The 24,897-nt window shown below is 64.9% G+C and carries 30 protein-coding genes; 10 read left to right on the forward strand and 20 right to left on the reverse strand.

Going from position 1 to position 24,897, the window contains the following annotated elements:
* Nucleotides 1-205 precede the first annotated feature (205 nt).
* A complete protein-coding gene (locus ACIPXZ_RS06530; RefSeq protein ID WP_400591526.1) occupies nucleotides 206-625 on the forward strand; it encodes a universal stress protein in 420 nt (139 codons plus the stop codon).
* A 145-nt stretch (nucleotides 626-770) separates the two neighbouring features.
* On the opposite strand, the gene ACIPXZ_RS06535 is transcribed toward ACIPXZ_RS06530, so the two are convergent.
* The 5 genes from ACIPXZ_RS06535 to ACIPXZ_RS06555 all read right to left on the reverse strand — a co-directional run bounded on the left by ACIPXZ_RS06535 (nucleotide 771) and on the right by ACIPXZ_RS06555 (nucleotide 6,346).
* Complete coding sequence (locus tag ACIPXZ_RS06535; protein WP_400591528.1) at nucleotides 771-1,226, reverse strand: GNAT family N-acetyltransferase; 456 nt, start codon at nucleotides 1,224-1,226, stop codon at nucleotides 771-773.
* 42 nt (nucleotides 1,227-1,268) lie between these two features.
* Complete coding sequence (locus ACIPXZ_RS06540) at nucleotides 1,269-2,834, reverse strand: dihydrolipoamide acetyltransferase family protein (protein WP_400591530.1); 1,566 nt, start codon at nucleotides 2,832-2,834, stop codon at nucleotides 1,269-1,271.
* Nucleotides 2,835-2,857: 23 nt separating this feature from the next.
* Entirely contained in the window at nucleotides 2,858-3,838 is a 981-nt protein-coding gene (locus ACIPXZ_RS06545) for an alpha-ketoacid dehydrogenase subunit beta (protein WP_400591532.1), read from the reverse strand.
* Between the two features lie 2 nt (nucleotides 3,839-3,840).
* Nucleotides 3,841-5,052: a pyruvate dehydrogenase (acetyl-transferring) E1 component subunit alpha gene (gene pdhA / locus ACIPXZ_RS06550; RefSeq protein WP_400591534.1), complete on the reverse strand. Its 1,212-nt coding sequence runs from the start codon at nucleotides 5,050-5,052 to the stop codon at nucleotides 3,841-3,843.
* Nucleotides 5,053-5,215: 163 nt separating this feature from the next.
* Nucleotides 5,216-6,346 (reverse strand): histidinol-phosphate transaminase, encoded by a 1,131-nt coding sequence (locus tag ACIPXZ_RS06555; protein WP_400591536.1) that lies wholly within the window; start codon nucleotides 6,344-6,346, stop codon nucleotides 5,216-5,218.
* Between the two features lie 153 nt (nucleotides 6,347-6,499).
* Here ACIPXZ_RS06555 and ACIPXZ_RS06560 point away from each other — a divergent pair, with 153 nt between their 5' ends.
* On the forward strand, nucleotides 6,500-6,931 hold the full coding sequence (locus ACIPXZ_RS06560) for a phage holin family protein (protein WP_400591538.1): 432 nt from the start codon (nucleotides 6,500-6,502) through the stop codon (nucleotides 6,929-6,931).
* On the opposite strand, the gene ACIPXZ_RS06565 is transcribed toward ACIPXZ_RS06560, so the two are convergent.
* Nucleotides 6,882-8,471 carry a hypothetical protein gene (locus ACIPXZ_RS06565; RefSeq protein WP_400591540.1) on the reverse strand — a complete coding sequence of 530 codons (1,590 nt, stop codon included), beginning with the start codon at nucleotides 8,469-8,471 and terminating at the stop codon, nucleotides 6,882-6,884. The genes ACIPXZ_RS06560 and ACIPXZ_RS06565 overlap by 50 nt on opposite strands.
* 7 nt (nucleotides 8,472-8,478) lie before the next feature.
* Nucleotides 8,479-8,853, reverse strand: a complete 375-nt coding sequence (locus tag ACIPXZ_RS06570) for a hypothetical protein (RefSeq protein WP_400591542.1) — start codon at nucleotides 8,851-8,853, stop codon at nucleotides 8,479-8,481.
* A gap of 165 nt (nucleotides 8,854-9,018) precedes the next feature.
* On the opposite strand from ACIPXZ_RS06570, the gene purB reads away from it, so the two are divergent.
* Nucleotides 9,019-10,449 (forward strand): adenylosuccinate lyase, encoded by a 1,431-nt coding sequence (purB, locus tag ACIPXZ_RS06575; RefSeq protein ID WP_400591544.1) that lies wholly within the window; start codon nucleotides 9,019-9,021, stop codon nucleotides 10,447-10,449.
* 117 nt (nucleotides 10,450-10,566) lie between these two features.
* Nucleotides 10,567-10,785 carry a hypothetical protein gene (locus tag ACIPXZ_RS06580; RefSeq protein ID WP_400591546.1) on the forward strand — a complete coding sequence of 73 codons (219 nt, stop codon included), beginning with the start codon at nucleotides 10,567-10,569 and terminating at the stop codon, nucleotides 10,783-10,785.
* A 71-nt stretch (nucleotides 10,786-10,856) separates the two neighbouring features.
* Here the strand turns inward: ACIPXZ_RS06580 and ACIPXZ_RS06585 are convergent, their stop codons facing one another.
* Nucleotides 10,857-11,153: a MoaD/ThiS family protein gene (locus tag ACIPXZ_RS06585; RefSeq protein WP_400591548.1), complete on the reverse strand. Its 297-nt coding sequence runs from the start codon at nucleotides 11,151-11,153 to the stop codon at nucleotides 10,857-10,859.
* A complete protein-coding gene (locus ACIPXZ_RS06590) occupies nucleotides 11,154-12,266 on the reverse strand; it encodes a WD40/YVTN/BNR-like repeat-containing protein (protein WP_400591549.1) in 1,113 nt (370 codons plus the stop codon).
* 287 nt (nucleotides 12,267-12,553) lie between these two features.
* Between ACIPXZ_RS06590 and ACIPXZ_RS06595 the strand changes: the two genes are divergently transcribed.
* A complete protein-coding gene (locus ACIPXZ_RS06595; RefSeq protein WP_400591550.1) occupies nucleotides 12,554-12,880 on the forward strand; it encodes a metal-sensitive transcriptional regulator in 327 nt (108 codons plus the stop codon).
* A 26-nt stretch (nucleotides 12,881-12,906) separates the two neighbouring features.
* Nucleotides 12,907-13,149, forward strand: a complete 243-nt coding sequence (locus ACIPXZ_RS06600) for a heavy-metal-associated domain-containing protein (protein WP_400591552.1) — start codon at nucleotides 12,907-12,909, stop codon at nucleotides 13,147-13,149.
* A 93-nt stretch (nucleotides 13,150-13,242) separates the two neighbouring features.
* On the opposite strand, the gene ACIPXZ_RS06605 is transcribed toward ACIPXZ_RS06600, so the two are convergent.
* Nucleotides 13,243-14,268: an EamA family transporter gene (locus ACIPXZ_RS06605; protein WP_400591553.1), complete on the reverse strand. Its 1,026-nt coding sequence runs from the start codon at nucleotides 14,266-14,268 to the stop codon at nucleotides 13,243-13,245.
* A 70-nt stretch (nucleotides 14,269-14,338) separates the two neighbouring features.
* On the opposite strand from ACIPXZ_RS06605, the gene ACIPXZ_RS06610 reads away from it, so the two are divergent.
* On the forward strand, nucleotides 14,339-14,878 hold the full coding sequence (locus tag ACIPXZ_RS06610; protein ID WP_400591555.1) for a CGNR zinc finger domain-containing protein: 540 nt from the start codon (nucleotides 14,339-14,341) through the stop codon (nucleotides 14,876-14,878).
* A 27-nt stretch (nucleotides 14,879-14,905) separates the two neighbouring features.
* Here the strand turns inward: ACIPXZ_RS06610 and ACIPXZ_RS06615 are convergent, their stop codons facing one another.
* From ACIPXZ_RS06615 to dnaB, 5 genes are all read right to left on the reverse strand, one after another.
* The gene (locus tag ACIPXZ_RS06615; protein WP_400591937.1) at nucleotides 14,906-15,799 is read right to left on the reverse strand and encodes a cytochrome b/b6 domain-containing protein; all 894 of its coding nucleotides are present in this window, start codon (nucleotides 15,797-15,799) and stop codon (nucleotides 14,906-14,908) included.
* 176 nt (nucleotides 15,800-15,975) lie between these two features.
* The gene (locus tag ACIPXZ_RS06620; RefSeq protein ID WP_400591556.1) at nucleotides 15,976-16,281 is read right to left on the reverse strand and encodes a hypothetical protein; all 306 of its coding nucleotides are present in this window, start codon (nucleotides 16,279-16,281) and stop codon (nucleotides 15,976-15,978) included.
* Between the two features lie 104 nt (nucleotides 16,282-16,385).
* Entirely contained in the window at nucleotides 16,386-16,994 is a 609-nt protein-coding gene (locus ACIPXZ_RS06625; protein WP_400591940.1) for a hypothetical protein, read from the reverse strand.
* A 61-nt stretch (nucleotides 16,995-17,055) separates the two neighbouring features.
* Nucleotides 17,056-18,390, reverse strand: a complete 1,335-nt coding sequence (locus ACIPXZ_RS06630) for an MATE family efflux transporter (protein WP_400591557.1) — start codon at nucleotides 18,388-18,390, stop codon at nucleotides 17,056-17,058.
* Nucleotides 18,390-19,739 carry a replicative DNA helicase gene (gene dnaB / locus ACIPXZ_RS06635; protein ID WP_400591942.1) on the reverse strand — a complete coding sequence of 450 codons (1,350 nt, stop codon included), beginning with the start codon at nucleotides 19,737-19,739 and terminating at the stop codon, nucleotides 18,390-18,392. The genes ACIPXZ_RS06630 and dnaB overlap by 1 nt, the downstream gene beginning before the upstream one ends.
* Nucleotides 19,740-20,284: 545 nt before the next feature.
* On the opposite strand from dnaB, the gene ACIPXZ_RS06640 reads away from it, so the two are divergent.
* Nucleotides 20,285-20,830 carry a hypothetical protein gene (locus ACIPXZ_RS06640; RefSeq protein ID WP_400591558.1) on the forward strand — a complete coding sequence of 182 codons (546 nt, stop codon included), beginning with the start codon at nucleotides 20,285-20,287 and terminating at the stop codon, nucleotides 20,828-20,830.
* A gap of 62 nt (nucleotides 20,831-20,892) precedes the next feature.
* Here the strand turns inward: ACIPXZ_RS06640 and ACIPXZ_RS06645 are convergent, their stop codons facing one another.
* Complete coding sequence (locus ACIPXZ_RS06645; protein ID WP_400591945.1) at nucleotides 20,893-21,522, reverse strand: FMN reductase; 630 nt, start codon at nucleotides 21,520-21,522, stop codon at nucleotides 20,893-20,895.
* Between the two features lie 111 nt (nucleotides 21,523-21,633).
* On the opposite strand from ACIPXZ_RS06645, the gene ACIPXZ_RS06650 reads away from it, so the two are divergent.
* Nucleotides 21,634-22,056: a DUF1801 domain-containing protein gene (locus ACIPXZ_RS06650; protein ID WP_400591559.1), complete on the forward strand. Its 423-nt coding sequence runs from the start codon at nucleotides 21,634-21,636 to the stop codon at nucleotides 22,054-22,056.
* A 188-nt stretch (nucleotides 22,057-22,244) separates the two neighbouring features.
* Here the strand turns inward: ACIPXZ_RS06650 and rplI are convergent, their stop codons facing one another.
* From rplI to rpsF, 4 genes are read right to left on the reverse strand one after another with little or no spacing between them, the layout of a single operon-like run.
* The gene (gene rplI / locus ACIPXZ_RS06655; RefSeq protein ID WP_400591560.1) at nucleotides 22,245-22,697 is read right to left on the reverse strand and encodes a 50S ribosomal protein L9; all 453 of its coding nucleotides are present in this window, start codon (nucleotides 22,695-22,697) and stop codon (nucleotides 22,245-22,247) included.
* Between the two features lie 17 nt (nucleotides 22,698-22,714).
* Nucleotides 22,715-22,954 carry a 30S ribosomal protein S18 gene (gene rpsR, locus ACIPXZ_RS06660; RefSeq protein WP_026820365.1) on the reverse strand — a complete coding sequence of 80 codons (240 nt, stop codon included), beginning with the start codon at nucleotides 22,952-22,954 and terminating at the stop codon, nucleotides 22,715-22,717.
* A gap of 60 nt (nucleotides 22,955-23,014) precedes the next feature.
* Nucleotides 23,015-23,629 carry a single-stranded DNA-binding protein gene (locus tag ACIPXZ_RS06665; RefSeq protein ID WP_400591562.1) on the reverse strand — a complete coding sequence of 205 codons (615 nt, stop codon included), beginning with the start codon at nucleotides 23,627-23,629 and terminating at the stop codon, nucleotides 23,015-23,017.
* 57 nt (nucleotides 23,630-23,686) lie between these two features.
* Complete coding sequence (gene rpsF / locus ACIPXZ_RS06670; RefSeq protein WP_305995894.1) at nucleotides 23,687-23,992, reverse strand: 30S ribosomal protein S6; 306 nt, start codon at nucleotides 23,990-23,992, stop codon at nucleotides 23,687-23,689.
* 227 nt (nucleotides 23,993-24,219) lie between these two features.
* Here rpsF and ACIPXZ_RS06675 point away from each other — a divergent pair, with 227 nt between their 5' ends.
* Entirely contained in the window at nucleotides 24,220-24,873 is a 654-nt protein-coding gene (locus tag ACIPXZ_RS06675; RefSeq protein WP_400591564.1) for a DUF1345 domain-containing protein, read from the forward strand.
* The last annotated feature ends 24 nt before the right edge of the window (nucleotides 24,874-24,897 follow it).

Here is a 24,897-nt window from a genome sequence, read left to right on the forward strand (position 1 = left end):
GTGCCTCTTTCACTCCTCGGCTACCAGATCGTTATCTGGCAATCCATCAGTAACACATGAAATGGACAGCCGGATGTCCGGGTTGTAAAGTACCCGTTTCACATCTTCAGCCTGTCCCAGCGGCTCGCAGCCGGGATGCACTTTTCCCCCGGGGCGCTCACGTCTACAGTTATCTGGACTACCAAGCATCCACAAAGGAGCGGATATGTCCGGAATTGTCATTGTCGGTGTCGACGGCAGCGAGACCGCAGCACGCGCGGCCGGGGCCGCCTACAAGCTGGCCCAGGGCCTGGGTGCCCGCCTTCACGTGATCACCGCGTTCGACAAGGACAACGTCGAGGTCTTCGGCAGCGGAAGCGACACCTTCATCATGTCGGATGCCGACGACGCCCAGCGAGTGGCCAAGCAGGTCGCTGAGAGCCTCGGCACCGACGTCGAGTACCTGTCCTCCCGTGGCCGCCCTGCCGAAGCCCTGCTGTCCGAAGCGGAACGCCTCGGTGCCGATGTGATCGTGGTCGGCAACCGCCGCATGAGCGGCATCGGCCGCGTCCTCGGCTCAGTGGCCAACAGCGTGGCGCACAACGCCCCCTGCGACGTCTACATCGTCAAGACGGACGCAGAGTAGGGTTCCGCCGGGTTCGGGCCGCAGGGCCCGGCTCCGGGCGGCCCAGCAACCAAGCATCACGACGGCGGCCGGTCACCTCAGGTGACCGGCCGCCGTCGTCGTCTTCACTGCATCGCGGAAGCGCGGCTCAGGGTTCCGTGACCACTCAGGGTTCTATGACCATGTTGTACGTCAGGAAGGGCGTGCGCGTGGCCAGGCGATCGTAGACCGCACGGGCCCGGTAGTTGTCCTCCGCGGTGATCCACCGGACGTGGTCCCACTCCTGGGTTCGCGCATACGTGCGGATGCTCTCGAAGAGCGCGTCGACCACGCCGCTTCCCCGGGCCTCCGGATCGATGAAGAGATCGTCCAGATATCCCGCGACGACACCCAGTGTCGGACGCACCACCGGGCGCAGATGGGCCATACCGCGCAGTGCGCCCGGCGCATCGGAACGCTCGGCCACCAGGCCGCTCAGACGGCCGTCCATGAACCAGGACCAGACGCATTCGAGATGCTCCGGCGTCAGCTCACGGTGATAGAAGGTGCAGTACTGCTCGAAAAGGGCGGCCCACTGCTCCTTGTCGCGCTCCTCAAGGGCGCGGATGTTCCACGAAGTCATGATTTCCCCCGTCAGTCCAAGAACGACTCAGTCCGAAACAGCTCAATCCAGCAGCAGAGCCGGCTCCTCCATGATCGCGGCGACATCCGCCATGAATCTCGCGGAGAGGTCTCCGTCCACCACCCGGTGGTCGAAAGAACCGCCCAGCGTGGTGATCCAACGCGGGATCACCTCGCCGGAGACCACCCACGGCTTCTGTTTGATGGTGCCGAAGGCGACGATCGCCACCTCACCCGGATTGATGATCGGAGTTCCGGTGTCGATGCCCAGGGCGCCGACGTTGGTCACCGTCAGCGTGCCGCCCCGCATGTCCGCGGGAGTGGTCTTGCCCGCCCGCGCCGTGGTGGCCAGCTCGTTCAGGGCCACCGCCAGCTCCTTGAGGGAGAGATCCTGCGCGTCCTTGATGTTCGGGACCAGCAGGCCCCGCGGCGTGGCCGCCGCGATGCCGAGGTTCATGAAGTGCTTGACGTGAATCTCGTCCCCGTCCGGACCGGACACCCATTCCGAGTTCACGCTCGGGTTGCGCGCTGCGGCCCAGATGACGGCCTTGGCCAGGATGAGCAACGGGGAGACCTTGATGCCCTCGAAGTCACGGGACTTTTTCAGACGTTGAACGAACTCCATGGTCCGGCTGGCGTCGATGTCCACGAAGATCGAGACGTGCGGGGCCTGGAAGGCGGAGTCCACCATGGCCCGGGCGGTCGCCTTGCGGACACCCTTGACGGGGATCCGCTCGATCCGGCGTTCCGGGCTCTTCGCCTGCGGCGTCCAGAAGGTGCCCGCCTGAGCCACTTCCTCTTCGCGCTGGGCCTGGTAGCTGACGAGGTCCTCCCGCGTCACTTCACCGCGGGCGCCGGTCGGGGTCACGAGCGAGAGGTCGATGCCCAGATCCCGCGCGATCTTCCGGACCGGCGGCTTGGCCAGGACCCGGTTCACCAGACCGGTGAGTGCTCCCCCCAGCCCCGACTTCTCGTCCTCAGCCGCGGATGGGACCGCCGTCGAAGGTGCGACGGACGACGGCGCAGGCGGAGTCTGAGCCGACGGTGCCGCAGCGACAGCCCGGGTGGCCGGTGCCGGGACAGACTGCGCAGGGACCGATTGCGCAGGGATGGATTGTGCGGCGACGACCGGGGCGGATACGGGCGCAGCCCCGGATGCCACGGTGTTCCGGCGCGGCCGACGCTTCACCGCATCGGGCTTGGGCCCGGAACCGACGAGCGGGCCCACGTTCTCCTCGCCCTGCCCCGGCTCCGATTCGGCCACCGTCTCCGCCGAACTCGCTACCTCGGTGCCAGATCGCTCATTCTGCGCGCGATCCTGCACCGAGGTAGCGGGCTCGGCCGGGGGTGCGCCGCCGTCGTCGGCCGCACCGGAGCCCACCGAGATGATGGGAGTGCCGACCTCGACCGTCTTGCCCTCTTCCACCAGGAGCGCGGTGACCTTACCCGCGAACGGTGAAGGGAGTTCCACCAGCGATTTCGCCGTCTCGATCTCGCACAGAACGTCGTTGATGGCCACGGTGTCACCCACCGAGACCTTCCAGGAGACGATCTCGGCCTCGGTCAGGCCTTCGCCGACGTCCGGGAGGGTGAATGTCTGAGTGCTCATGATTTCCCTAAACTCCGGGGCCCTCAGTAGGAGAAGGCGCGGTCGAGTGCTTCGAGGAGCCGGTCGATATCCGGCAGGTAGTGCTCTTCCACCTTCGCCACCGGATACGGCATGTGGAAACCGCCGACCCGGATGACCGGGGCTTCCAAGCTGAGGAAGGCCCGCTCGCTGATGCGGCTGGCGATCTCCCCGCCGATGCCCCCGAAAGTGGGAGCCTCATGCGTGACGAGCAGGCGTCCGGTCTTGCGGACGGATGCCTCCACAGTGTCGAAATCGATGGGCGAAATGCTGCGGAGGTCGATGACCTCGACGCTGCGCCCGTCCTCGGCGGCGGCCTCCGCGGCCGCCAGGGCGACCGGCACGAGCGGGCCATAGGCCACGATGGTGGCGTCCGTGCCTTCCCGTACGATATGCGCACTGAACGGCTCCGCCGAGGTGCCAGGGTTCTGAACGTCCACCTCGCCCTTGAGCCAGTAGCGCTTCTTCGGCTCGAAGACGATCACGGGATCCTGACATTCGATGGCCTGGCGGGTCATCCAGTACGCGTCATGAGGATTGGACGGAGTGATGATCCTCAGCCCCGCCGTATGGGCGAAAAGCGCCTCGGGAGACTCGGAATGGTGCTCGATCGAGCCGATGCCTCCACCGTAGGGAATGCGGATGGTCACCGGGAGAGTCACGGCACCGCTCGTGCGGGCGTGGTACTTGGCCAGCTGCGTGGTGATCTGATTGAAGCCAGGGAAGACGAAACCGTCGAACTGAATCTCACAGATGGGACGGTATCCCCGCATGGCGAGGCCGATCGCCGTGCCGATGATGCCGGACTCCGCCAGTGGCGAATCCACCACGCGATCCTCCCCGAAGTCCTTCTGCAGACCGTCGGTCACACGGTAAACGCCCCCGAGCGCTCCGATGTCCTCGCCCATGAGGAGCGTCTTCTCATCCGCAGCCAGGCCCGCCCGCAGGCCCTCATTGATGGCCTTGGCGATGGTCATGGTGGTCATGCTCAGCCTTCACCTGCGTTCTGATCGTTGACGAAACCCGCTTCGTACTCCTGGAACCAGCGCAGTTCCTCCTGCACCAGCGGGTGGGCCTCCGCGTAGACGTGCCGGAATGCGTCTTCCATAGCCGGGGCTTCCAGCTTGGCCACACTCTGCCGGACGTGATCGGCCAGAGCCTGGCCCTCGCGCCGGACCTCGTCGAAGAAGTCGTCGTCCGCGAGCCCCTCATCCCGGAGATAGCTCTCGAGCCTGTTCAGAGGATCCTTGGCACGCCACTGATCCTCCTCCTCACCAGCGCGATACTTCGTGGGGTCATCGGCAGTGGTGTGGGCACCGAGGCGGTAGGTGAACGCCTCGATCAGCACCGGTCCCTCACCGCTCCTGGCATGCTCCAGCGCCCACTGAGTCACGGCATACACGGCCAGGACATCATTCCCGTCCACCCGAAGGCCCGGGAAACCGTAGCCCTGGGCGCGATGAGCCAGCGGGATGCGGGTCTGCACGGCAGTCGGCACGGAGATCGCCCAGTGGTTGTTCTGGCAGAAGAAGACCACGGGCGCCTTGTAGCTGGCCGCGAAAACCATGGACTCGTGGACGTCACCCTCGCTACTGGCCCCGTCGCCGTAGTACGCCATGACGGCGGACTCCTCCACGACCTCACCCTTGGCACGGGCGGCCGCCGCATCGCGCTGCACACCCATGGCATAACCGACCGCGTGGAGCGCCTGGGCGGCAAGTACCAAGGTGTAGATGTTGAAGTTCTTCTCCTGCGGATCCCAGCCGCTGTGTGACACGCCACGGAACAGGCTCAGCAGCTGAGCCATGTCCATGCCTCGAGTCAGAGCAACACCGTGCTCCCGGTAGCTCGGGAAGATGAAGTCCTCTGCTCGGCTGGCGTGGCCGGAGCCGATCTGCGCCGCCTCCTGCCCGGTGAGCGGGACCCAAAGAGCGAGCTGGCCCTGGCGCTGCAACGCCGTCGCCTCTTGATCGAAACGACGGGTCACTGCCATGTCCCGATAGAACGCGCGGAGCTTCCCGGCGTCCAAGGCTTCGACGTAGGCACCGAAGACAGGATGATCGTGACGGCGGCCGTCACTGTCCAGAAGCTGAATCATCGGCTCTCCTCCGGGTTCCGTCCGGGGGTCCTGATGATTCTCGGGATTGTCGTCAAGTTCCTCGTCGTTGAACTCGGTGGTCGGCAGTTGCCCTACGCCCATGCCGTCTCCTTAGTTTCGATCCGTGGATATGGGAATGAATCGATATATTCCACAAGCGGAATGAATTCCATTCGTGGAATATGTCGTGTCCGGGGTCCACTGTATCCGGACTTCAAGGGCTGAGGATATTAAGACGTGAACGCAGAGGCATACACGGTAGCGCTCAGGCTCCGATGAACTCTTCGCACAGCCCGATGAAGCGGGTGTTCGCCTCGGGCTCGCCGATACTCACCCGTACCCCCTCGGGATGGAAGGCCCGGACGGACAGCCCGTGGGTCCCGGCCAGTTCAGCGAACTCGGCGCTCCGCTCAGCCAGCGGAAGCCAGACGAAGTTCCCTTCGGCCTGCGGAATCTCCCAGCCCTGAGCACGGAGGGCCGAAGCCACCCGCTCACGCTCGGCCACCACGGAATCAACCCTCTTCAGGACTTCGTCCAAGTTGTCGAGCGAGGCGATCGCTGCCCGCTCCGCCACCTGCGAGACCGCGAAAGGTGTTGCCGTCACCCGGAGATGCTGAGTGATCTCCGGGTGGGACACGGAGTATCCGACGCGCAGTCCGGCAAGTCCGTGGGCCTTGGAGAAGGTCCGGAGCACCACCACATTCGGATAGCGGGCAAGGAAATCGAGGCCCTTGACCGCCTCAGGGTCCCGGACGAACTCGACGTATGCCTCGTCGATGACCACCAGAACGTCCTGTGGCACCTTGGCCAGGAAGTCATGAGTCTCCTGGGTCCGCAGCACGGGACCTGTCGGATTGTTCGGCGTGCAGAGCAGGATGATCCTGGTCCGGTCAGTGATGGCCTCGGCCATGGCATCGAGATCGTGACGTCCGTCTGCGAGCAACGGGATCTGAACACTGCGCGCACCGGCCACCCCGACACAGATGGGATAAGCCTCGAAGGAGCGCCAGGCATAGAGGACTTCATCCTGGCTGCCGTCGTCGTTCTGTCCCGCGAAAGTGGAGATGATCTGCACCAGGGCCCCGAGGCTGCCCGCCCCGGTCACGACGTCTTCGGCCGGCACCGAGAACTCCCGGGCGATTCGCTCACGCAGTCCCGTGACCAGCGGGTCCGGGTACCGGTTGAAACCGTCGAACCCTGCCACGGCTTCCCGGACCTGCGGAAGCGGTTCCAACGCGACTTCGTTGGAGGACAGCTTGTAGCTCGTGAGCCCCTCCAGTACGCGCGGCGGCTTGCCGGCAGAGTACTTGGGGAGCAGTCCCACGGCGGGGCGGGGGAAGACTTCCTGGGCGCTGCGCTCCGGCGCGCCAGACACGGGCGACTCGTTCAAGCTCATGATGACAAGCCTAATCCCCCGCCGTCGACGGGTCCGGTGTCCTTCCAGGCCATTCGCCGCCGCACACGGGTCCCCGGTTCCCTGACCGGTGTCCCACCGCCCACGCAGTGTCCACTCAGCCTCTTCAAGCCGGGGTGTGTCAGCATGGGATGCATGGGGAAGTTCCTGATACGTCTACTGGTCAACGGATTCGCGCTGTGGGTGGCCACTTGGCTCCTGCCCGGCCTCACCCTCTCGACGGGTGCCACCAAGGATCTGGTGGCCGGCGCAGCCCCTTCGGCCCCTGCCGACACGCTGGGCAGCGTGCTCGCCTACCTCTTCATCGGCCTCATCTTCGCGGCGGTCAACGCCTTGGTACGGCCGATCGTCCGCATCCTCTCCCTTCCCGTCACGATCCTCACGCTCGGCCTTTTCACCTTGGTGATCAATGCCGCGATGCTCTACCTGACCTCATGGCTGTCCAGCTTCACACCGGTGCATTTGAACATCGACAGTTTCTTCTGGACGGCCGTCCTGGGTGCGCTCATCATCAGCATCATCTCCGTGGTGGCGGACCGTCTCTTCGACCGAGACCGGGAGCGCTAGGACTCGGACAGTCCATTCCGCGGGCCCCTTCGCCTGGCGCCTGGCTTCGATTCTCCGGGAAAGGGGTCCGGCATTGCGTGCCCGGTGCCTCGTCCTCATGGGCGGTGTACACCGTGCGCGAGGAGCGGACCCGTCCATCCCAGGAGCTGTCGAGTGCCCCGGCGCCCAGGACATCCGTCAGAACCTCAAGGTGACGACGAACCTCGGGGCTCCTGCTTCCTTCGATGCGTTCCGCGGCCGAGATGTACTGTTTCAGCGCATGCGCGTGGTCGACCTTGTCCAGGGCCTGTAAGGGTGTCACCAGCTTGGCCGCCCTGAACGCCGCCTCATCGCGACTCGTAGCCATAGTCGAGGTCCACGAACCGAGCGTCTCGCGTGGCCCGTCAGGAAAGACCACAGTGGTCATCTTGCCCCGCACCGGATTGGACCGCGTGTCCAGGGAAGGAACGATGTCGTCCCGGTTCTCCACGGCAAGGACGCTCGCATCGACTTGCGGAAGGAAGCGAGCGACTGGTGCACCGGCGAGGTTGAGCGCCCGGACAGTGTATTTCGTCGTGAACTCCGGCATCGCTGCGAGTGATGCCACATGAATGCCGCCTTGGCTGTGCGCGTTGATGACGAGCTGATCGGACTTCGTGACACCTTCCCGTTCCAGCGCCGTCAGGATGGCCGTCTGGGTCTGGGTCAGATAGCGTTCCTTGGTGCCGGCCTGAGCCATGCCGTCGATGTTCCCCCGTATGTCATTGCTGGTCTTCCAGGAATCCAGTTCCCACAGCTGGGTACCGGGAACGCTGACGACCACAGCCCAGTGCCCATCCTTGCGCCGGTATTTGTCCACGATGATCGAGGAAAGCGGGACCGGCTCCGCTCGTCCGCCGTTCCCCACGTTCCGGAACGGCTCTCCCTGACCATAGGCGTCAAGCACTGAGCGGAACCCACTGGCCAGCGTGGAGCCGGCTGACGGGGGCGGAGGTGCCTGGGCCGATTGCGCCGAGGTCACGACCAACCGGCTCGCCAGGACCTTCGCACGGTCCGTACCACCGCCCAGCCGGAACAGCAGCTCGGTGAGAGACGCGACGTCGTCTTTCTGACCCATCGCCCGCAATTGGCCCCGGTAGGCCTCGAGAAGCAGTGGTTGCCCTCCGGTCACCAGCAGGCCCAGGAACCACGGAAGCGCAGGCAGAAAAGACTGCAGACCGGCCCCCAGGCCTCCGATCCGTGCGACCGCGCCCCTTTCCTCCTCCTCGTAGCTCAGCGCCGCCTCCCGGGCGGAGCCTGCCAGCAGTCGGAGACGCGAGACCAGGTCATCGAGGCCAAGGCCCAGGAGATGCAGGCTCAAAGAGCAGTCCGGCATGCCCCGGCTCCGCTGAGAAGGAACGGCGTCCAGCACCGTCGTCGAACGCCCCATGACCTCCCGCCTGATCCGCCAGACGCGTTCTGCGACGGCGCCCACCCGGGTGGAGGCCGCCCTGATCTCCACGGGGTCCACATTCAGCGTCTCGTGGCGTCCGTTGACCCAGATCTCCTCCTCCGGATTCATGCTGTGCTCATCTCCCCTGGTACCACGGGCCATCAACCCGCGAACTGCGTACGGAGACGGCCTCCGCACTTCGGAGTCGTTCCATCGCCAGACGATGCTGTTCGTCATTCAGCCACCGGGCCTGCGCCAGAGCCAGGCTTCGCAGCGTGTCCAGCCGGCCCAGTGTTTCGGCCGCCTGACGACGTCGTTCGTCCAGGGCGGCGTGGAAAGCGCGGCCTGCCGTCGAGGTCCAATGAGAGACGTCGACCCCGCCAAGAAGCGCCAGTGCATCCTCCAACTCATGGCGCTGCCCTGCCAGATAAGCGGCCAAGGCCTCCAGAGGAGCGCCTGCCTGCTCCGGGGGCTCAAGTGGCGATGGTTCGGAACGGAAGGCGATCGGCATCCGGGTCCCTCCTGTCGGTCATCGAACTGTTTTGTCCTTCGACGGTAAAGATGCGCAGCGGACCAGATCGCCCCCTGCTCCGCCATGTGGACAGCTGAATTCCAGGCTTCTCCACATGGCGCCGGGAGGATGAGTCGCCCTTGGTCTCCGTGAAAGAATGGAGCCATGGCTGAAACCACTGCTCGCATCCCGTCCGGACGTCTCTCCCTGGCCGGAGGCGAGGACCGCATCGCCCTGGGCCCCCTGGACGGCCGCTACCGTGCCGCGGTGGCTCCCCTGGTGGATTACCTGTCGGAGGCCGCCCTCAACCGCGATCGCGTCGCGGTCGAAGTCGAATGGCTCATCCACCTGACATCGCAATCGGTTCTGCCGGGTTCCTCGCCGCTCAACGCGCAGCAACAGGAACAGCTCCGTGCCATCGTCACCGAGTTCGACGCCGCTTCGGTGTCCGAGCTGGCCGAGATCGAAGCCGTCACCGTGCACGACGTCAAGGCTGTGGAGTATTACATCGGCCGCCGCTTGCCGGCCATCGGCATCGAGTCCTTGACTCCTATGGTGCATTTCGCCTGCACTTCGGAGGACATCAACAATCTCTCGTACGCCCTGGGCATCAAGGGAGCCGTGGAGGATGTCTGGCTTCCCGCGGCCCGGGCGCTCGTGGAGAGGATCTCCACGATGGCGGAGGAGAACCGTGAAGTACCGATGCTGTCCCGCACGCACGGGCAGCCCGCCACCCCGACCACCCTCGGCAAGGAACTCGCCGTGGTCGCTCATCGCCTGACCCGGCAGCTGAACCGGGTGGCCGGCACCGAGTACCTCGGGAAGATCAACGGCGCCACCGGTACCTTCGCAGCGCATGTCTCCGCTGTCCCAACCGTCGACTGGACCGCGGTCTCCCGTTCATTCGTCGAAGGTCTGGGCCTCGGCTGGAACCCGCTGACCACGCAGATCGAAAGCCACGACTGGCAGGCCGAGCTGTACGCCGACATCGCACGGTTCAATCGCATCCTGCACAACTTCTGCACGGATGTCTGGAGCTACATCTCCATCGGTTACTTCGCACAGATCCCGGTGGCCGGCGCCACCGGTTCATCCACGATGCCGCACAAGGTCAATCCCATCCGCTTCGAAAATGCCGAAGCCAATCTGGAGATCTCCTCCGGCCTGCTGGATGTCCTGGGCTCCACCCTGGTGACCTCTCGTTGGCAGCGCGACCTCACTGATTCGTCGTCCCAGCGGAACATCGGCATCGCCTTCGGCCACTCCGTCCTGGCCATGACCAACGTGGTCAAGGGACTGAGCCAGCTGAAGGTCTCGGAGAGCGTTCTCGCCGCGGACCTCGATCAGAACTGGGAAGTCCTCGGCGAGGCCATCCAGACCGTCATGCGCGCCGAGGCCATCGCCGGCGTCCCCGGGATGGAGAACCCTTACGAGCGCCTCAAGGACCTGACCCGCGGCCACCGGGTGGACGCCGAACGCATGAAGGAGTTCGTCTCCGGCCTCGGACTCTCCGATGCGGCCCGGGACCGGCTTCTGGCCCTCACCCCGGGAGGCTACACGGGAGTCGCCTCCACCTTGGTGGACTACCTGAAGTGATACCTCGGCGCCACTGAGCGTCATCAGTTCCTCATGAGCTTCTTACCGTGAGGAAACGCGGTCGCAACACCTCCGGGATTGACTGGATTCATCCAGAGACGATCCCGGAGGTGCGCCATGAACAGCCGAACCCGTATCAGTTCACTGCATCAACTGCGACGCGGCGACCATGTCGAAGCCGAACGGTTCCGCACTCTGCCCAGGCCACCGTTCATCCGCCGAGGCAGGGTGCAGGACATCGCGCCAGGTCTTGGAGTCGTATGGATCCGCGACGCGGACACGGGCCAGCGCCGAGTTCTGGACTCGCAGGACTACCAGCTATGGCGCCTCAGCTGAACGGAACTGACCCGGCCCGACTGCACTCCCGACGGATAGACCCGGCGTCCCGGCCCGGCCTGCAGAAGGCTTCACCCGCCTGCCACGGACTGCATCACCAGCAGCTCGGAGCCGTCCGGGACCCTGGTCTCCAGACCTTGCAGGCGTCGTACTTCGTCCGGCCCCAGATACACGTTGACATGGCGCCGAAGCGCACCGGTCTCGTCCCGGAGCCGCCTCCCCAGACGCGGGTGCCCGGCAGCCAGGGAGCTCAGGATGACAGCCACCGTCGCCGGCTCAGAGTCCGCCGGCAGCTCGACCGTCAGAGCCTCCGCATCGTCCACCAAAGGCCTCAGAACCCCCGGAATCAAGACTGAGAAGCTGGGCATTCACGCCTCCGGTGCGTCACTCGGGCGCTGCACCACGGCGGCCCTGACACACAGCACATCCGGAAGGTGCGAGGCGATCTCCTGGAACGTCCCGCCCTCGTCGGCACTGGCGTAGACACTGCCGCCACGCGTACCGAAATACACGCCGACGGGTTCCGCCGTATCCAAGCCGGCCGCGTCCCGCAGGATCGAGTTGTAGTCCTGTTCCGGAAGTCCGGAGTCCAGCATCTCCCAGTGGTCACCGGCGTCGCGCGTCCGTCCCACCGCAAGGTGTCCATCGACCGGGATCCGTTCGAAGTCGGCCCTCAGGGGTATCACCCATGCCGTGCCGGTGGTTCGTGGGTGGCTGAGCATGACGAACCCGAAGTTGGCGGGCAGTCCGTTCTCGATGGAACTCCAGCTGTCCCCGTTGTCATCCGTGCGGAACACACCACCGTGGTTCTGTGCGTAGAGCCGCTCCGGACGTTCGGCGTCGCCGGCGATCTTGTGGACGCATTGGCCGAATTCGGGAAGCGGATCGGGCATGAACGACGCCGTGATGCCCCGGCTCCGGGCTTCCCAGCTCGCGCCGCCATCGAGGGTCCGGTACACGCCTCCGGTGCTCATGGCCACGTGGACGGTCCGGCCGTCGCGTCCTGGCACGATCGAGTGCACGGCACCTCCGCCGGCACCCTCACCCCACTCCGGCTTATGCGGGTGCTCCCAGAGGGCACGGTTCAGTTCAAAGTGCTCACCGCCGTCGTCGGATCGCCAGAGCGAGATCGGCTCGACGCCGGCCCACACGACGCCCGGCCGGTCTGAACGATCCGGTTGGAGCTGCCAGATCCGTTCGACGGCGGCCTCATCGCCTTCCGGGAAGGCGATCCCTCCGCCTTCCGGTTCGGTCCAGCTCGCCCCCAGATCATCCGAATGCGCAACGGTCGGCCCCCAATGTTCCGACCGGATCCCGACCATGATCCGGGTCCCGTTCCTGGTGTCGATCCCGATGCTCGGAATCTCGGTCATCAGAAAGTGCGGTCCATCCAGTCGCCAGTGCTGCCGGTCGTCACTGTGCGCGAGCCAGAGGCCCTTCTTGGTACCGATCGCCACGAGGTACTGCGTCGCCGTTGACATGATCCCATGCAAGCACTGCCGCCCGACTCCCGCAATGGTGCGGAAATCCACGCCTTGCATCTCCGCATTTGCGGATCAAAGAGGCCGCCGACGCCATCAAGAAAATCATAACGAATTAGTAACCTTCCAAAGTGGCGAAAACAGGTCGCTAGCCTATAAACTCGATCCAGCGACGAAGAAGTTGCCCCTTATTCTGCCCCGGAACGCGTATCCCCCAATGACGCGTTCCGGGGCTTTCCAATTCTCAGCCCCTTGTCTTATACCCCCTAGGGGTATACCCTCAAGCCATGAGTGACACTCAGGTCCACGAGCATCCGCAATCCCATGGCTACTCCGCCAACAAGGAGGCCTATCAGCGCCGCCTCAAGCGGATCGAAGGCCAGGTCCGCGGGATCGCACGCATGGTCGAGGAGGACAAGTACTGCATCGACATCCTCACGCAGATCGCAGCGGTCAATAAGGCGCTGCATGCCGTCAGCCTCGGCCTTGTCGAGGAACACCTGGGTCATTGCGTGGTCGGCGCCGCAGAGGCGGCCACCGACGAACTGCGCGACGAGCAGGTCACTGCCAAGGTCAAGGAAGCGACCGACGCCATCGGGCGCCTGCTGCGCTGAGCCCATCACCCACCGAAGGAGTCCCCATGAACACCCCAGCACCCCTGATCACCACCCGGCTCGCCGTCTCCGGGATGACCTGCAGCCACTGCGTCTCCTCGGTCACGGAAGAGCTCGAGGCCATCACGGGCGTGGAAAAGGTCGACGTCGACCTCAACGTCGGGGGATCCTCCACGGTCACCGTCTCCTCGCGGGAGGCGCTCTCGCCCGAGGAACTCGGAGAGGCCATCGCCGAGGCGGGCTACACGGTGGTCGCCGAGCGCGCCTGAGAGCTCCCGAACGCGAGGGGTGAAGGCCGGCCACCACCCTCCGCCGTCGTCGTGCCCGCGCTCAGGCCCGACATCCGGCCGCCGGGCGGAAATTCAGACGCCGGCCTTCTCGCTGGGCTGCTCTTCCGGCCGTTCATGGGCGGCCGGAACCGCCTCGGCCACCATGGCGGACTCGTCGGCGAAGTCGGGATCCTTCAGCTCGTCCACCCGGACCAGCAGCACACCGATGACGATGAGCGCACCGCCCGCGATCTGGATGAGTGCGGGCAGTTCCCCGAGCAGTAGCCATGCCCAGAGAACAGCGAAGAGGACCTCGGTCAGCGAAACGAAGGACGCCACCTTGGACCCGAGCGCCCGTGCGGCATAGATCCCCGAGACATACGCCGCGACCGTGGACAGCAGGACGAAACCGGTGAGCGAAATCCACCACGGCATGGCGACGCCGCCCAGGTGAACCTCCGAGAAGACGAACTTCAACGGCATCAACCCGCTCAGCACGACTGCCCAGAGAGCCACGGCACCCACCACGATCCCGCCCGCTGCAAGGACGAGCGGCGGCAGATCGTCGTTCTGCCGGGCGGTGATGAAGAAGTAGACCACCAGACACACCGCAGCGGCGACGCCCCAGAGGACGCCCACGAGATCCACACGGGCACCTCCGAGGTCCAAGACGAGCAGGAGGCCGACGATGGCGACGAGCGTCCCGCCGATGGTGAGCCAACGCGGCGCATGCCGCTTCACCAGCCAGAACCACAGCACGATCATCACCGGCGCCAGGTACTCCAGAAGCAAGGCGACCCCGACGGAGAGCGTCTGCACCGCATTGAAGTAGAACAGCTGGCATGCCGCCACGCCGAACAGACCGAAGAGCACGATCGTCATCCAGTTGTCACGGACCTGGTGCCATTTGCCCCGCAGGGCGATCAGAGCTGGAATCAGAAGGACCACTGCGGCGCCGCTCAGGCGCATCGCGACGGCGGCACCGGGGGACCAGCCCATCTCCAGCAACGACTTGCCGAAGGAGCCCGAAGTGCCGAAAACGGCAGAGGACAGCAAGGCGACGGGGACGCCCACAAAGGCCGCGGGCGCCCGGCGCGGAGCAAGAGTCGTTGAGGACATGGCAAATTCCTGTCAGGAGTAAAACGTGCTTTACTCATGACGGTAGCCGGAGACTATGTAAGGAGTCAATATGATCTTTGCCCATGACACCGAGTCGGCGCTGCGAACCACCGTGAACCTGATCAACTCGGCGGCCAACGGCGCGGAATTGTTGCCGGATGACGAAAGCCTGACGGAGTTCCTCGCCGCTGAGCTGTTCTACGGCTCACGGACCCATGACCGGGAGGAGCTGGAATCCGTCTACGGCCTCAGGACGGCCCTCAGGACGCTCTGGACGGCCAGTGAGGATGAAGCCGCGGAACAGGTGAACAGCATCCTCCGCGAGGCCCGTGCGCTGCCACAGCTCATGAAACACGACGGTCTCGACTGGCACCTCCACGCCACGACCCATGCCGCGCCCCTCGCGGACCGTATCGGAACCGAATCGGCGATGGCCCTGCTGGATGTCATCCGTTCGAAGGAACTCTCACGCCTGCTCCTGTGCGCAGCAGACGACTGCGACGCCGTCGTACTGGATCTGAGCCGCAACCGCTCGAAGCGGTTCTGCGACACCGGCAATTGCGCCAACCGGACGCATGTGGCCGCCTATCGGGCCCGGCAGAAGTCCTGAGCGGACCTCCGGTTCAGCGCCGGACGTTCAGCGGCCGACTTTGCCCATGAGCGAAGCAATGGGCCGCAGGAAGACCGGCCTGGCCAGAAGCCATGCCCCCGCCATCACCACGAGGGACGCCACGAAAAGCCAGAAACCGAGCCAGTCCTGGCCGTCATGATTGCCGTACATGTGATTCAGATTGCGCAAGGCGCCGGTGGCGAGCACCAGGAAGACGTGCACCACGACGAAGGCCACGAAGTAGATCATGACCGGGAAGTGGACCGCCCGGGCCACCTCGAGCGGGTAGACCTTGTTGACGGCGGCCTTCTTGGGCCAGGCTCCGGACATCCGGATACCCGTCAGGAGCGCCAGCGGCGCCGCGATGAAGACCGTGAGGAAATAGGTGATCAACTGCAAAGAGTTGTAGTTGACCCAGCCGTTCTCGGTCGGCCAGTCGAGCGAGGCGTACTGGATGCCGGCAGACACCGCATTGGGGATGACGTCCCAGCTGGTGGGCACGATCCGCACCCAGTGGCCGGTGGCGAAGAGCAGCACGATGAAGATCACGCCGTTGAGCACCCACAGCGCGTCCAGGCAAAGGTGGAACCACAGGTCCAGGGAGATCTTCTTCGGCGGGTTCTTGGTCTTGATCAGGCCCTTGTTATTGCGCGTGAAATAGGCGGCGGGACGTTGCACCGTCCGCACCTGGATGCCGGTCCGGACGATCAGGAGCAGGAAGAACGCGTTGAGAAAGTGCTGCCAGCCGAGCCAGAGCGGGAGACCCTCCTCTGTGCCCTGCGGAAGCTCCGCATGGCCCGGGTAACTTCGGATGAAATCCTGACCGGCGGTGGTGGAGCGGAACCAGATCGCCAGGAGGACGAGGACGACGGCAGCGAGGACCACGGCGCCCGTGACCACGAGTGTCTTCCGGGACGGCATGGCCAGCATGGACGAACGCTTGTTCCCTGAGGCACCACCTGGTCGGCGGGGCGTCTTGGAGGACTGGGGGGCACGGGACATGGCCGGGACACCTCATCTGTTCTCGGCGCACAGGGTCGTGGCGCCATGCTGGTCTGCGGGGTGCAGTCAGTCTAACGAGTGGGCCGGTATCCGCCCTAGTGGGACGACTCTTCGCCGTCTTCCGAGTTCTTGGACGTCAGATTGACACCGGAACCTTCGCCCAGATGGGGCGCATTGTCCTTGTGGGTCAGCGAGAGCATCGCCGCGATGACCAAGGTGACGATGAAGGCGATGCCCGCACCGGTGAACGCCAAGTCGAAACGGGGGGTCTTGGCACTGCCGCCGGAAGCGAAGATCAGAACGGCGAAGAAGGCGACCACGGCCCAGAAGGCGGAGAACAGCAGGGGACCCTTGATGGACGACCGTACCGAACGCTGTTCCTGCGGGTTCTTCTGGCCCACTGTCCACTCCTGCTTCTCAATCCGTTCACGGCGCGCTTCCCCGGCCCCACCGTGCGTGCCACTCGTGGTGGCGACATCTGCTTCTACCTGCCGTAGAACCTTTACTAGTCTACGCTCCCGGCCACCGCCGGCTGTGCCCGGAAGTCATGGCGCAGCGAGAGACTGCCGAGTGCCCAGAGCACACCGGTGAGCACGGCCCCGCCGCCCGCGACGCCGAGCAGCGCGTGAGCGCCCAGGGAGATGAAGAACGGCAGGAGAAGTGCAGTACCCAGGGCCACGATGCCTGAGATCAGCCAATCGCGTCCCAGGACCCTCGCCTCGTCCGAGGAACTCCGCTTGAGCGACAGCCCGACTTCCACCGCCCCGGTCAGCGCCAGGCCGGCCGAGAGCGCCAGCGTCACGCTGGCGTCCGTGGCGGGATTGACCACCAGGACGACGACGGCGGCCAGCAGCTGGGCAACGGCGGCCACCCTGAGCGGCAGGCGCGATGCCGTTGCGGCTCCCGCCGAGAGCCACAGAAGCGCTGCGGCACCCACGATCAGGTACGCCACGGCCGCGAATTCGTAGACTGCGAAGCTCGGGCTCGTCCAGAAGATGGTGAGGGCACCGAAGGCCAGACACACGAGAGCGCGGATCAGAAGGGGAAGCCAGAGCCTGCCCGTGCTGTCCGGGATTCGGCGTTCCGGCTCGTTCTGGGGGTTCTCCTGCTCCATGGTCACGCCTTCCAGCTTAAAGCCGACATCGGCTCAGGCCGAATCGGGACCGGCCGGGCCGTCATGCCGGCACGCCCACAACCATCCAGCGATCGCCCCGGGCACGTACACCCAGAGTCAATGCGCGTGCGGACATATACCCGAGACCGAATGCAGCCCACAGCCAGAACAAGCCCCAAGGCCCTTCGTGCGGTGCCAGGAGGTGAACGGCCAAGAGCATGGGCGCGTAGATCAGCACGTTCACCACCCCAGCGAGGGCCAGGTACCGCGCATCCCCGGCCCCGATGAGCACCCCGTCCAGCACGAAGACGAATCCCGCGATGGGCTGGCTGACGGCCAGGACCCAGAGAGCCGCGATGAGGGAATGGTGCACCTGTTCATCCGTTGTGAACAGCCATCCGATCCAGGGTGCCGCGATGGCCAGAAGGACACCGGTGACCACCCCGAATCCCAGGCCCCAGCGCATCATGGTCCGGGTCAGTTCCCGCACCGTCTCCAGAGCGTGGGCACCGAGTTCCTTGCCGATGAGCGCCTGGGCCGCGATGGCCAGCGCGTCGAGGGCGAAGGCGAGGAAGCTGAAGAGCGTCATCGCCAGCTGATGGGCAGCCAGATTCACCGAACCCTGGGAACTGGCGATGAAGACTGTCGCAAGGATGGCCAGCCGCATCGACGCCGTTCGCAGCATGAGCCAGGAACCGACCTGAGCCAGAGCCATGACCCCCGGCACGTGAGGAAGCATGGAGACTCCCAGCCCGGAGGCCCTTCTGGCGACCATGACGATGTAGACCAGGGCCATGAGCCACTGCGCGATGCTGGTTCCGAGCGCGGACCCGGCAACGGACATGCCAGCGCCGTAAACCAGAATCCAGTTCAGGACGATGTTGATGCCGAAACCCGCGCCTGCCACGAGCAGCGGGGTGCGGGTGTCCTGAAAACCCCGCAGCACGCCGGTGCCCGCATAGACCAGCAGCATCGCCACGAGGCCCGGGAGGGACCACAGAAGGTACTCGACGGCGAAACCGAGCACCGCGCCGTCGTCCGCTCCCATCAGCGCCAGCAACGGCCGAGCGGTCCAGAAGCCCAGCAGCGCCAGAACGATGCCGAGCGCACCGGCGAGCCAGAGGCCGTCACGGCCGGCCGCGAGGGCCTTGGCGGGCTGCCCGGCCCCGACGAGCCGGGCGACGGCCGGAGTCGTGGAATAGGCGAGGAAAACCATGAGCCCGACGGCGGCGTGCAACACCGTAGTGGCCAGGCCCGCACCGGCGAGTTCGGCGACGCCGAGATGACCGATGATGGCCGAATCCGCCAGCAGGAACAGCGGCTCTGCGATCAGCGCCCCGAAGGCAGGGACTGCGAGCCGGAGGATCTCGCGGCCCACGCCGGCGGGACGCGGCATCAGAACCCTTCCTGCTCGGCAGCCATGTCTTTGAATCGCGAGTACCGGCCCTGGAACGCCACCACGAGATCCTTCGTGGGACCGTTACGGTGTTTGGCGATCAGGATGTCGGCCTCTCCGGCACGCGGGGTCTCCTTGTCGTAGACCTCCTCACGATGCAGCAGGATGACCATGTCGGCATCCTGCTCGATCGAGCCGGATTCACGCAGATCGGACACCATCGGCCGCTTGTCCGTACGCTGCTCAGAGCCACGGTTCAGCTGGGACAGCGCGATCACCGGAACCTGAATCTCCTTGGCGAGAAGCTTCAGGGCACGGGAGAACTCGGAGACCTCCTGCTGGCGGGATTCGACCTTCTTGCCGCTGGTCATCAGCTGAAGGTAGTCGAGGATGACCAGCTTCAGGCCGTGCTGCTGCTTGAGGCGGCGGCACTTGGCACGGATCTCCATGAGCGTCATGTTGGGGCTGTCATCGATGAACAGCGGCGCGTCATTCATGCTGGCCATGCTGCCGGCGATCTTGTCCCACTGATCCTGTTTCACCGTCCCTCGCCGCAGGTCCTGAAGATTGATCTCGGCCTCTGCGGACAGCAGACGCATCGCGATCTCATTCCGGCCCATTTCAAGGGAGAAGAAGACGGTGGGCAGATTGTTGGCGATCGCGGCCGACCGTGCAAAGTCCAGGGCGAAGGTCGACTTACCGACGGCCGGGCGGGCCGCGATGACGATCATCTGGCCGGGGTGCAGGCCGTGGGTCAGGTCGTCGAACTCACGGAACCCGGTGGGGATGCCGGAGATGCCACCCGTCTGGGTTCCGGCCGCCTCGATCTCGTCGAGCGTCGGTTCCATGACGTCTTTCAACGCCACATAGTCCTCGGTGGTGGTGCGCTCGGCGACGGCATAGACCTCCGCCTGGGCCTGGTTGACCAGGTCTTCCACTTCGCCGTCCTGGCCGTATCCCAGCTGGACGATCTTGGTCCCCGCAGTGATGAGGCGCCGGAGCACTGCACGCTCGGCCACGATGTCCGCGTAGTAGTTGGCGTTGGCCGCCGTGGGGACGGTCTGGAGCAGTTCGTGCAGGTAGGCCGGGCCGCCGATCCGGTTGATCTCGCCGCGTTTGGTCAGCTCGTCCGAGACCGTGACGGCGTCGACGGGCTCGCCACGCGAGTCCAGATCCAGGATGGCGTCGAAGATCGCCTCGTGAGCCGGGCGGTAGAAGTCTCCACCCCGCATGACCTCGCTGACGCTGGAGATCGCGTCCTTCGAGAGCATCATGGCCCCGAGTACGGACTGCTCTGCGGCGACGTCCTGCGGGGGCGTCCTCGCATCGTCCTGACGCGGGGTATCCATGGCTTCCACTGGGACTACGGACACGATCGGCTTCCTTCTCCTGCTGCTTTCATCACGATGATTCTGTACCCCGGCACTGACAAGAGTTTCCAGGGATCACCGGCTCCGGAACGGGTGCGGTCTCGCAACGGGTCGAGAGCGGAAAACCGGGTCCCGCCAGGACGGCGTCGCCGTTCCCGGCAGGCAGGCCCGCTCCGCTGGAACGACACCCGGGCCGGCTCGACACGCAGGGGGTACCACGTCACGCTAGCCGGGTTTTCCACAGACTCCAAGCCGAGTTTTCCCCACTTCTGTGGATAACTTGTGGACGGTGGGCATCCACTTGTGTGAATCGCCGAGCAGCTTGTGGGTAAGTTTTGGCAGATGAATCAATAATGACGCTCTGACATGGGAAAACGTCGTCTACAGCGTGTGGAGGGAGATTTTTCCGCACTATTTTTAATCCACAGGACAAGCTCCTTCCTGTGGAAAACTTGCATCCAGTCGAGGCTTTTACCCCTGAAGGTCCCGCTGACCAGAGCGCCCTTCTGGAATAGGCTGGGGCCGTGGAACCTCTGTTGATCCCGCTGCTCATTCTGGTCGTCGTCGTCGCCCTGGTCCTTGTCGTGGCGCGACGCTTGGGGCGCCCGTCGGAACCGCGGGTCGAGCAGGACCCGCGCGAGCTGGCCAGGGAGGCCGCCGGGCGACTGACGGTCGAACAGCACCGGGCCCTGTACTCCCTCATCGCCCGGGAGGAGTTCATGGGAGCCATCCGTATCTACCGCGAGGCCACCGGTGCAGGTCTGCGCCAGTCCCGAGACACCGTGCTGGCGCTGGCGAAATATCCTCAGCCGTTTCAGGCTCCCCGGGTCCAGGACTCCACCGGGGACGAAGACGAAGACTCACCTGAGGTCTTCACCTACCGGTACCGCGCCATCGTCAATCGCGGCGACACCACACTCGAAGTCAGCAGCAATATGCTCAACGACGCGATCTACGGGCGTATCCAGGATCTCGCCCGCTCAGGGGACCGGGAGACCGCGGCACGGCTCCTGGTCCGCCACTCCACCATCACCCTGGAACATGCCCGCGAGTTCGTGGACCTCATCTGAACCATCGGGCCCGCCGAAGTCTCTCCGGGAAGACCGGAGTATCCCGCCGGGAAAACCGGCACTCAGGCGCTCGTGATGCCCGCCAGCAGCTGCTCGAAGGGCAGGGAGACCATGTCATCCTCCCGCTCGCGCGCAGGGGCCTCCACGACCATCTCAGCCAGCTCCCGGCCGGCACGCGCGATCCTGTCCGCCAGCAGCCCGCCATGCCCGGCGTCGTCGGCCGCCCCCCAGTCCTGAGGACCGGCGAAGACCATCGTGGGGACCAGGCGGGAACGGAAGTATCCGAAGAGCGGACGCATCGCATAGTCCAGCACCATCTGATGACGATCGGTTCCAGCCGTCGCACCGAGGAGCACAGGGGTTCCCTCCAACGCCTTCGGGTCGATCACATCGAAGAAGGATTTGAAGAGGCCGCTGAAGCTGGCGCTGAACACGGGGCTCACCGCGATCACGGCATCGGCCGTCTCAACGTCGGCGATCAGTTCGGCCAGGCGAGGGGCCGCGAAGCCCGTCACGAAGTTGTTCGCCACATCCACCGCATAGTCGCGCAACTCCACCACTCGAACCTCCGAGGCCGAGCCCAGCTCGGTCAGCGATTCCTCGGTGGCCACCGCAAGCCGGTCCGCAAGGAGGCGACTGGAGGAGGGCACGCCGAGACCGGCTGAGAGGACGACCACCTTACGGGGCCGCACTGCTGATTCCATCTGATCCACACTCCCATAGTAGATGCATTTGCATTTACTTTCATTAACGCGGTCCGTCCGGATCTATTCCCCACCCCCACAAGATGCTTGGATGGGCCCATGGAACCCGTCATCGCACCTCCCGGAAGCTCGCCCGTGGATGAGCTCATCGCTTCCCTCGAGACACCTGCACAGCGCGCGGACACCCAGACCCTCGTGGAGCTCTTCAGTGACCTCAGCGGCCAGCCTGCGGTGTTGTGGAGCGGAAGGATCATCGGCTTCGGCGAGTATCACTACCGCTATGAAAGCGGCCACCAGGGCGACTCACCAGCTCTGGGCTTCTCACCGCGGAAGGGCAAGTTCGCCCTGTACGGACTGCTCGCAGAGGACGGCGCCGAATCCCTTCTCCCTGCGCTGGGCAAGCACCGGAGGGGCGTGAGCTGCCTTTATGTGAACCGACTCGCCGACGTGGATATCGCCACGCTCGGAGAACTCGCCCGGCGAGGCTACGCACACACCATGAAGGAACTCCACAGGCCCTGAACGTCCCGGTGCTGAATGGGACATGGGTCTGGGGGCTTAAATGCCGAGTGGCGCCTCATCCGAAGATGAGACGCCACTCGAAGTCCAGCACTGCCGGGGCCGAAACCGTGGTTTCGATGACCCCTGCTTACTTGCGCAAGTGAGCTGGCCCGAAGAATCTCGCAGAGCTCGATTCTTCGGGGCCCTGCTTACTTGCTGGCCACGACCTCCAGGTTCACCACAGCGGTCACGTCGTCGTGCAGACGAACGTTGGCGGTGTAGGAACCGGTGGACTTGATGTGAACCGGCAGCTGCACGGAGCGCTTGTCGACCGAGCCCAGGCCTGCGGCCTCGACAGCGGCGACGACGTCGCTCGGCTTGATGGTGCCGAAGAGGCGACCGGCAGTGCCGGCCTTGGCCTTCAGGACGACCTTCTTGGCGTTCAGCGCGGCGGCCTGGGCCTGAGCGGCCTCGAGGCTTGCCTGCTGGCGGGCAGCGCGAGCAGCCTTGATGCTCTCGACCTGCTTCTCGCCACCGCGAGTCCAGGTGAGGGCGAAGCCGCGGGGCAGGAGGTAGTTACGGGCGTAGCCGTTCTTGACCTCAACCACATCGCCAGCGACACCGAGACCGGTGACTTCCTGGGTAAGAATGAGCTTTGCCATGGTAGTGATTCCCTTCCTTAGCCGCGGCCAGCGCCGGAGTAAGGGAGCAGAGCAACTTCGCGGGCGTTCTTGATAGCCTGAGCGATCTTGCGCTGTTCCTGAACGGAAACACCGGTGACACGGCGGGCACGGATCTTGCCACGGTCGGAGATGAACTTGCGCAGCAGTGCGACGTCCTTGTAGTCGATGACGGTGATGTCAGCGGCCTTCAAGGGGTTGGACTTTGGTTTGGGCTTACGGATTTCAGCCTTAGCCATCGTGGAGCTCCTTTTCCTGGGAGCCCGTGGAGTGATCCACGGGATGGTGAATGTTGTGGTTTAGAAAGGCGGTTCGGAGTCCGGACCGTTGCCCCAGCCTTCGGAGACACCCGGGGTCGCCCACGGGTCATCCTGCTGCTGGGACTGGCGCGGCTGCTGCTGGGGGCGGTTATTGTTACCGCTCCAGCCTCCCTGATTGCCACCGGAGTTACCTCCGGAGGAACCGGCTCCCGAGTTGCCCCAGGAGTCGCCTCCGCCATTGCTGCCGGACTGGCCGCCGTTCCAGCCGCCGCCACCCTGACCGCCGGAGCGCTGGGTGCGGTTGACCTTCGCGTTGGCGTACCGGAGGCTCGGGCCGATCTCATCGACCTCAAGCTCCATGACGGTGCGCTTCTCGCCTTCCTTGGTCTCGTAGGAACGGCTCTTCAGTCGGCCGCTGACGATCACGCGCGTGCCCTTGGTCAGGGACTCTGCGACGTTCTCGGCGGCTTCCCGCCAGATCGAAGCGCGAAGGAACAGGGTTTCCCCGTCCTTCCATTCATTCGACTGGCGGTCAAAAGTCCGCGGGGTGGAAGCGATGGTGAAGTTCGCCACCGCCGAACCGGACGGCGTGAACCGCAGTTCGGGATCGTTGGTGAGATTTCCAATAACGGTGATTGGGGTTTCGCCTGCCATCTGCTTCCTCCTGGGTTTTCCTGCGAGAAATTGGAGAGGACCGAGTGGTCCGCAGAATTACTCTGCGGAGACCTTCTGGTCTTCCGGACGGATGATCTTGGTGCGCAGCACGGTCTCGTTGATACCGAGCTGGCGATCCAGTTCCTGAGCGGTAGCGGGGGTCGACGTGAAGTTGACCACTGCGTAGATACCCTCAGCCTTCTTCTTGATTTCGTAGGCCAGGCGGCGACGGCCCCAGATGTCCACCTTGTCGACGGTTCCACCGTCGGTGGTGATGACATTGAGGAACTTCTGCAGCGACGGCTCAACGGCGCGGTCTTCGACCTCGGGGTCGAAGATCACCATCAACTCGTAAGGACGCATATGTGAACCCACCTCCTTTGGGCTGAACGGTTACGGTCTCTCCGTAACAGGAGGTTCATTGCGATGTGTCTGCGACCGGCCCCCGTTGGGAGGGCAGGGCATAACACAGACTTCACAATATTAGTCCATCCCACGCCTCAAGCCTATTCGGGGTCCGGGCGACGCAATAGAGCACTCTCGCCGCTTGTGGACAGAGAAGCCGGATCCAACGGCGATAGCCTGGGGCAATGACCCCTTCCAGGCCCCGGCATCGGGCCCGTCTCCGGATCGCCATCATGTTCCTCGTCGGCGTGGCGACGGCGCTCCTCACCCTCGTCAGCGGCCACCCCACCGAGGCGGTCGCGGCCGGCTGGGCGGCCGCAGCGGCGTCGTACGTCCTCTGGGTGCTGAGCCGGACACTGAAGCTCGACGGCGAGCAGACCCGCGCGCATGCCACGATCGAGGACCCCTCGCGCCCCGTGAGCGAGGTCCTGGTGCTCAGCGCCAACATCGCATCGATGGTCGCCGTCGCCGTGCTCATCTTCGCCTCGCACCAGAACTCCGACCAGCCGGAACGCATCCTCGACGCGGCGCTCGGATTCCTCACCGTGGCCCTGTCCTGGATGCTGATCCACACACTCTTCACCCTGCGCTATGCCGAGCTCTACTACAACGGGGAGCAGGAGGGCGGGATCGGCTTCAACGGACAGAAGGAGCCCCCTCGGTACACGGACTTCGCCTATCTGGCCACCAGCATCGGGATGACCTACCAGGTCTCCGACAACACCATCGAGACCAGCGCCATCCGCGCCCAGGCGCTCCGGCACGCGCTGCTCTCCTACCTCTTCGGCACCCTGGTGCTCGCGACCACCATCAACCTCGTGGTCAGCATCGCCTCCTGAGCACTCCTGAGCGGAGGGCCTTCC

Origin of the sequence: Arthrobacter sp. NPDC090010, from assembly GCF_044748305.1 — a bacterium.
Classification (GTDB): domain Bacteria; phylum Actinomycetota; class Actinomycetes; order Actinomycetales; family Micrococcaceae; genus Arthrobacter_E.

Coding starts and splice junctions, on each gene's coding strand:
- ACIPXZ_RS06530 (WP_400591526.1), top strand. CDS start 206: ATGTCCGGAATTGTCATTGTCGGTGTCGACGGCAGCGAGACCGCAGCA.
- ACIPXZ_RS06535 (WP_400591528.1), bottom strand. CDS start 1,226: ATGACTTCGTGGAACATCCGCGCCCTTGAGGAGCGCGACAAGGAGCAG.
- ACIPXZ_RS06540 (WP_400591530.1), bottom strand. CDS start 2,834: ATGAGCACTCAGACATTCACCCTCCCGGACGTCGGCGAAGGCCTGACC.
- ACIPXZ_RS06545 (WP_400591532.1), bottom strand. CDS start 3,838: ATGACCACCATGACCATCGCCAAGGCCATCAATGAGGGCCTGCGGGCG.
- pdhA (WP_400591534.1), bottom strand. CDS start 5,052: ATGGGCGTAGGGCAACTGCCGACCACCGAGTTCAACGACGAGGAACTT.
- ACIPXZ_RS06555 (WP_400591536.1), bottom strand. CDS start 6,346: ATGAGCTTGAACGAGTCGCCCGTGTCTGGCGCGCCGGAGCGCAGCGCC.
- ACIPXZ_RS06560 (WP_400591538.1), top strand. CDS start 6,500: ATGGGGAAGTTCCTGATACGTCTACTGGTCAACGGATTCGCGCTGTGG.
- ACIPXZ_RS06565 (WP_400591540.1), bottom strand. CDS start 8,471: ATGAATCCGGAGGAGGAGATCTGGGTCAACGGACGCCACGAGACGCTG.
- ACIPXZ_RS06570 (WP_400591542.1), bottom strand. CDS start 8,853: ATGCCGATCGCCTTCCGTTCCGAACCATCGCCACTTGAGCCCCCGGAG.
- purB (WP_400591544.1), top strand. CDS start 9,019: ATGGCTGAAACCACTGCTCGCATCCCGTCCGGACGTCTCTCCCTGGCC.
- ACIPXZ_RS06580 (WP_400591546.1), top strand. CDS start 10,567: ATGAACAGCCGAACCCGTATCAGTTCACTGCATCAACTGCGACGCGGC.
- ACIPXZ_RS06585 (WP_400591548.1), bottom strand. CDS start 11,153: ATGCCCAGCTTCTCAGTCTTGATTCCGGGGGTTCTGAGGCCTTTGGTG.
- ACIPXZ_RS06590 (WP_400591549.1), bottom strand. CDS start 12,266: ATGTCAACGGCGACGCAGTACCTCGTGGCGATCGGTACCAAGAAGGGC.
- ACIPXZ_RS06595 (WP_400591550.1), top strand. CDS start 12,554: ATGAGTGACACTCAGGTCCACGAGCATCCGCAATCCCATGGCTACTCC.
- ACIPXZ_RS06600 (WP_400591552.1), top strand. CDS start 12,907: ATGAACACCCCAGCACCCCTGATCACCACCCGGCTCGCCGTCTCCGGG.
- ACIPXZ_RS06605 (WP_400591553.1), bottom strand. CDS start 14,268: ATGTCCTCAACGACTCTTGCTCCGCGCCGGGCGCCCGCGGCCTTTGTG.
- ACIPXZ_RS06610 (WP_400591555.1), top strand. CDS start 14,339: ATGATCTTTGCCCATGACACCGAGTCGGCGCTGCGAACCACCGTGAAC.
- ACIPXZ_RS06615 (WP_400591937.1), bottom strand. CDS start 15,799: ATGCCGTCCCGGAAGACACTCGTGGTCACGGGCGCCGTGGTCCTCGCT.
- ACIPXZ_RS06625 (WP_400591940.1), bottom strand. CDS start 16,994: ATGGAGCAGGAGAACCCCCAGAACGAGCCGGAACGCCGAATCCCGGAC.
- ACIPXZ_RS06630 (WP_400591557.1), bottom strand. CDS start 18,390: ATGCCGCGTCCCGCCGGCGTGGGCCGCGAGATCCTCCGGCTCGCAGTC.
- dnaB (WP_400591942.1), bottom strand. CDS start 19,739: ATGGATACCCCGCGTCAGGACGATGCGAGGACGCCCCCGCAGGACGTC.
- ACIPXZ_RS06650 (WP_400591559.1), top strand. CDS start 21,634: ATGGAACCCGTCATCGCACCTCCCGGAAGCTCGCCCGTGGATGAGCTC.
- rplI (WP_400591560.1), bottom strand. CDS start 22,697: ATGGCAAAGCTCATTCTTACCCAGGAAGTCACCGGTCTCGGTGTCGCT.
- rpsR (WP_026820365.1), bottom strand. CDS start 22,954: ATGGCTAAGGCTGAAATCCGTAAGCCCAAACCAAAGTCCAACCCCTTG.
- ACIPXZ_RS06665 (WP_400591562.1), bottom strand. CDS start 23,629: ATGGCAGGCGAAACCCCAATCACCGTTATTGGAAATCTCACCAACGAT.
- rpsF (WP_305995894.1), bottom strand. CDS start 23,992: ATGCGTCCTTACGAGTTGATGGTGATCTTCGACCCCGAGGTCGAAGAC.
- ACIPXZ_RS06675 (WP_400591564.1), top strand. CDS start 24,220: ATGACCCCTTCCAGGCCCCGGCATCGGGCCCGTCTCCGGATCGCCATC.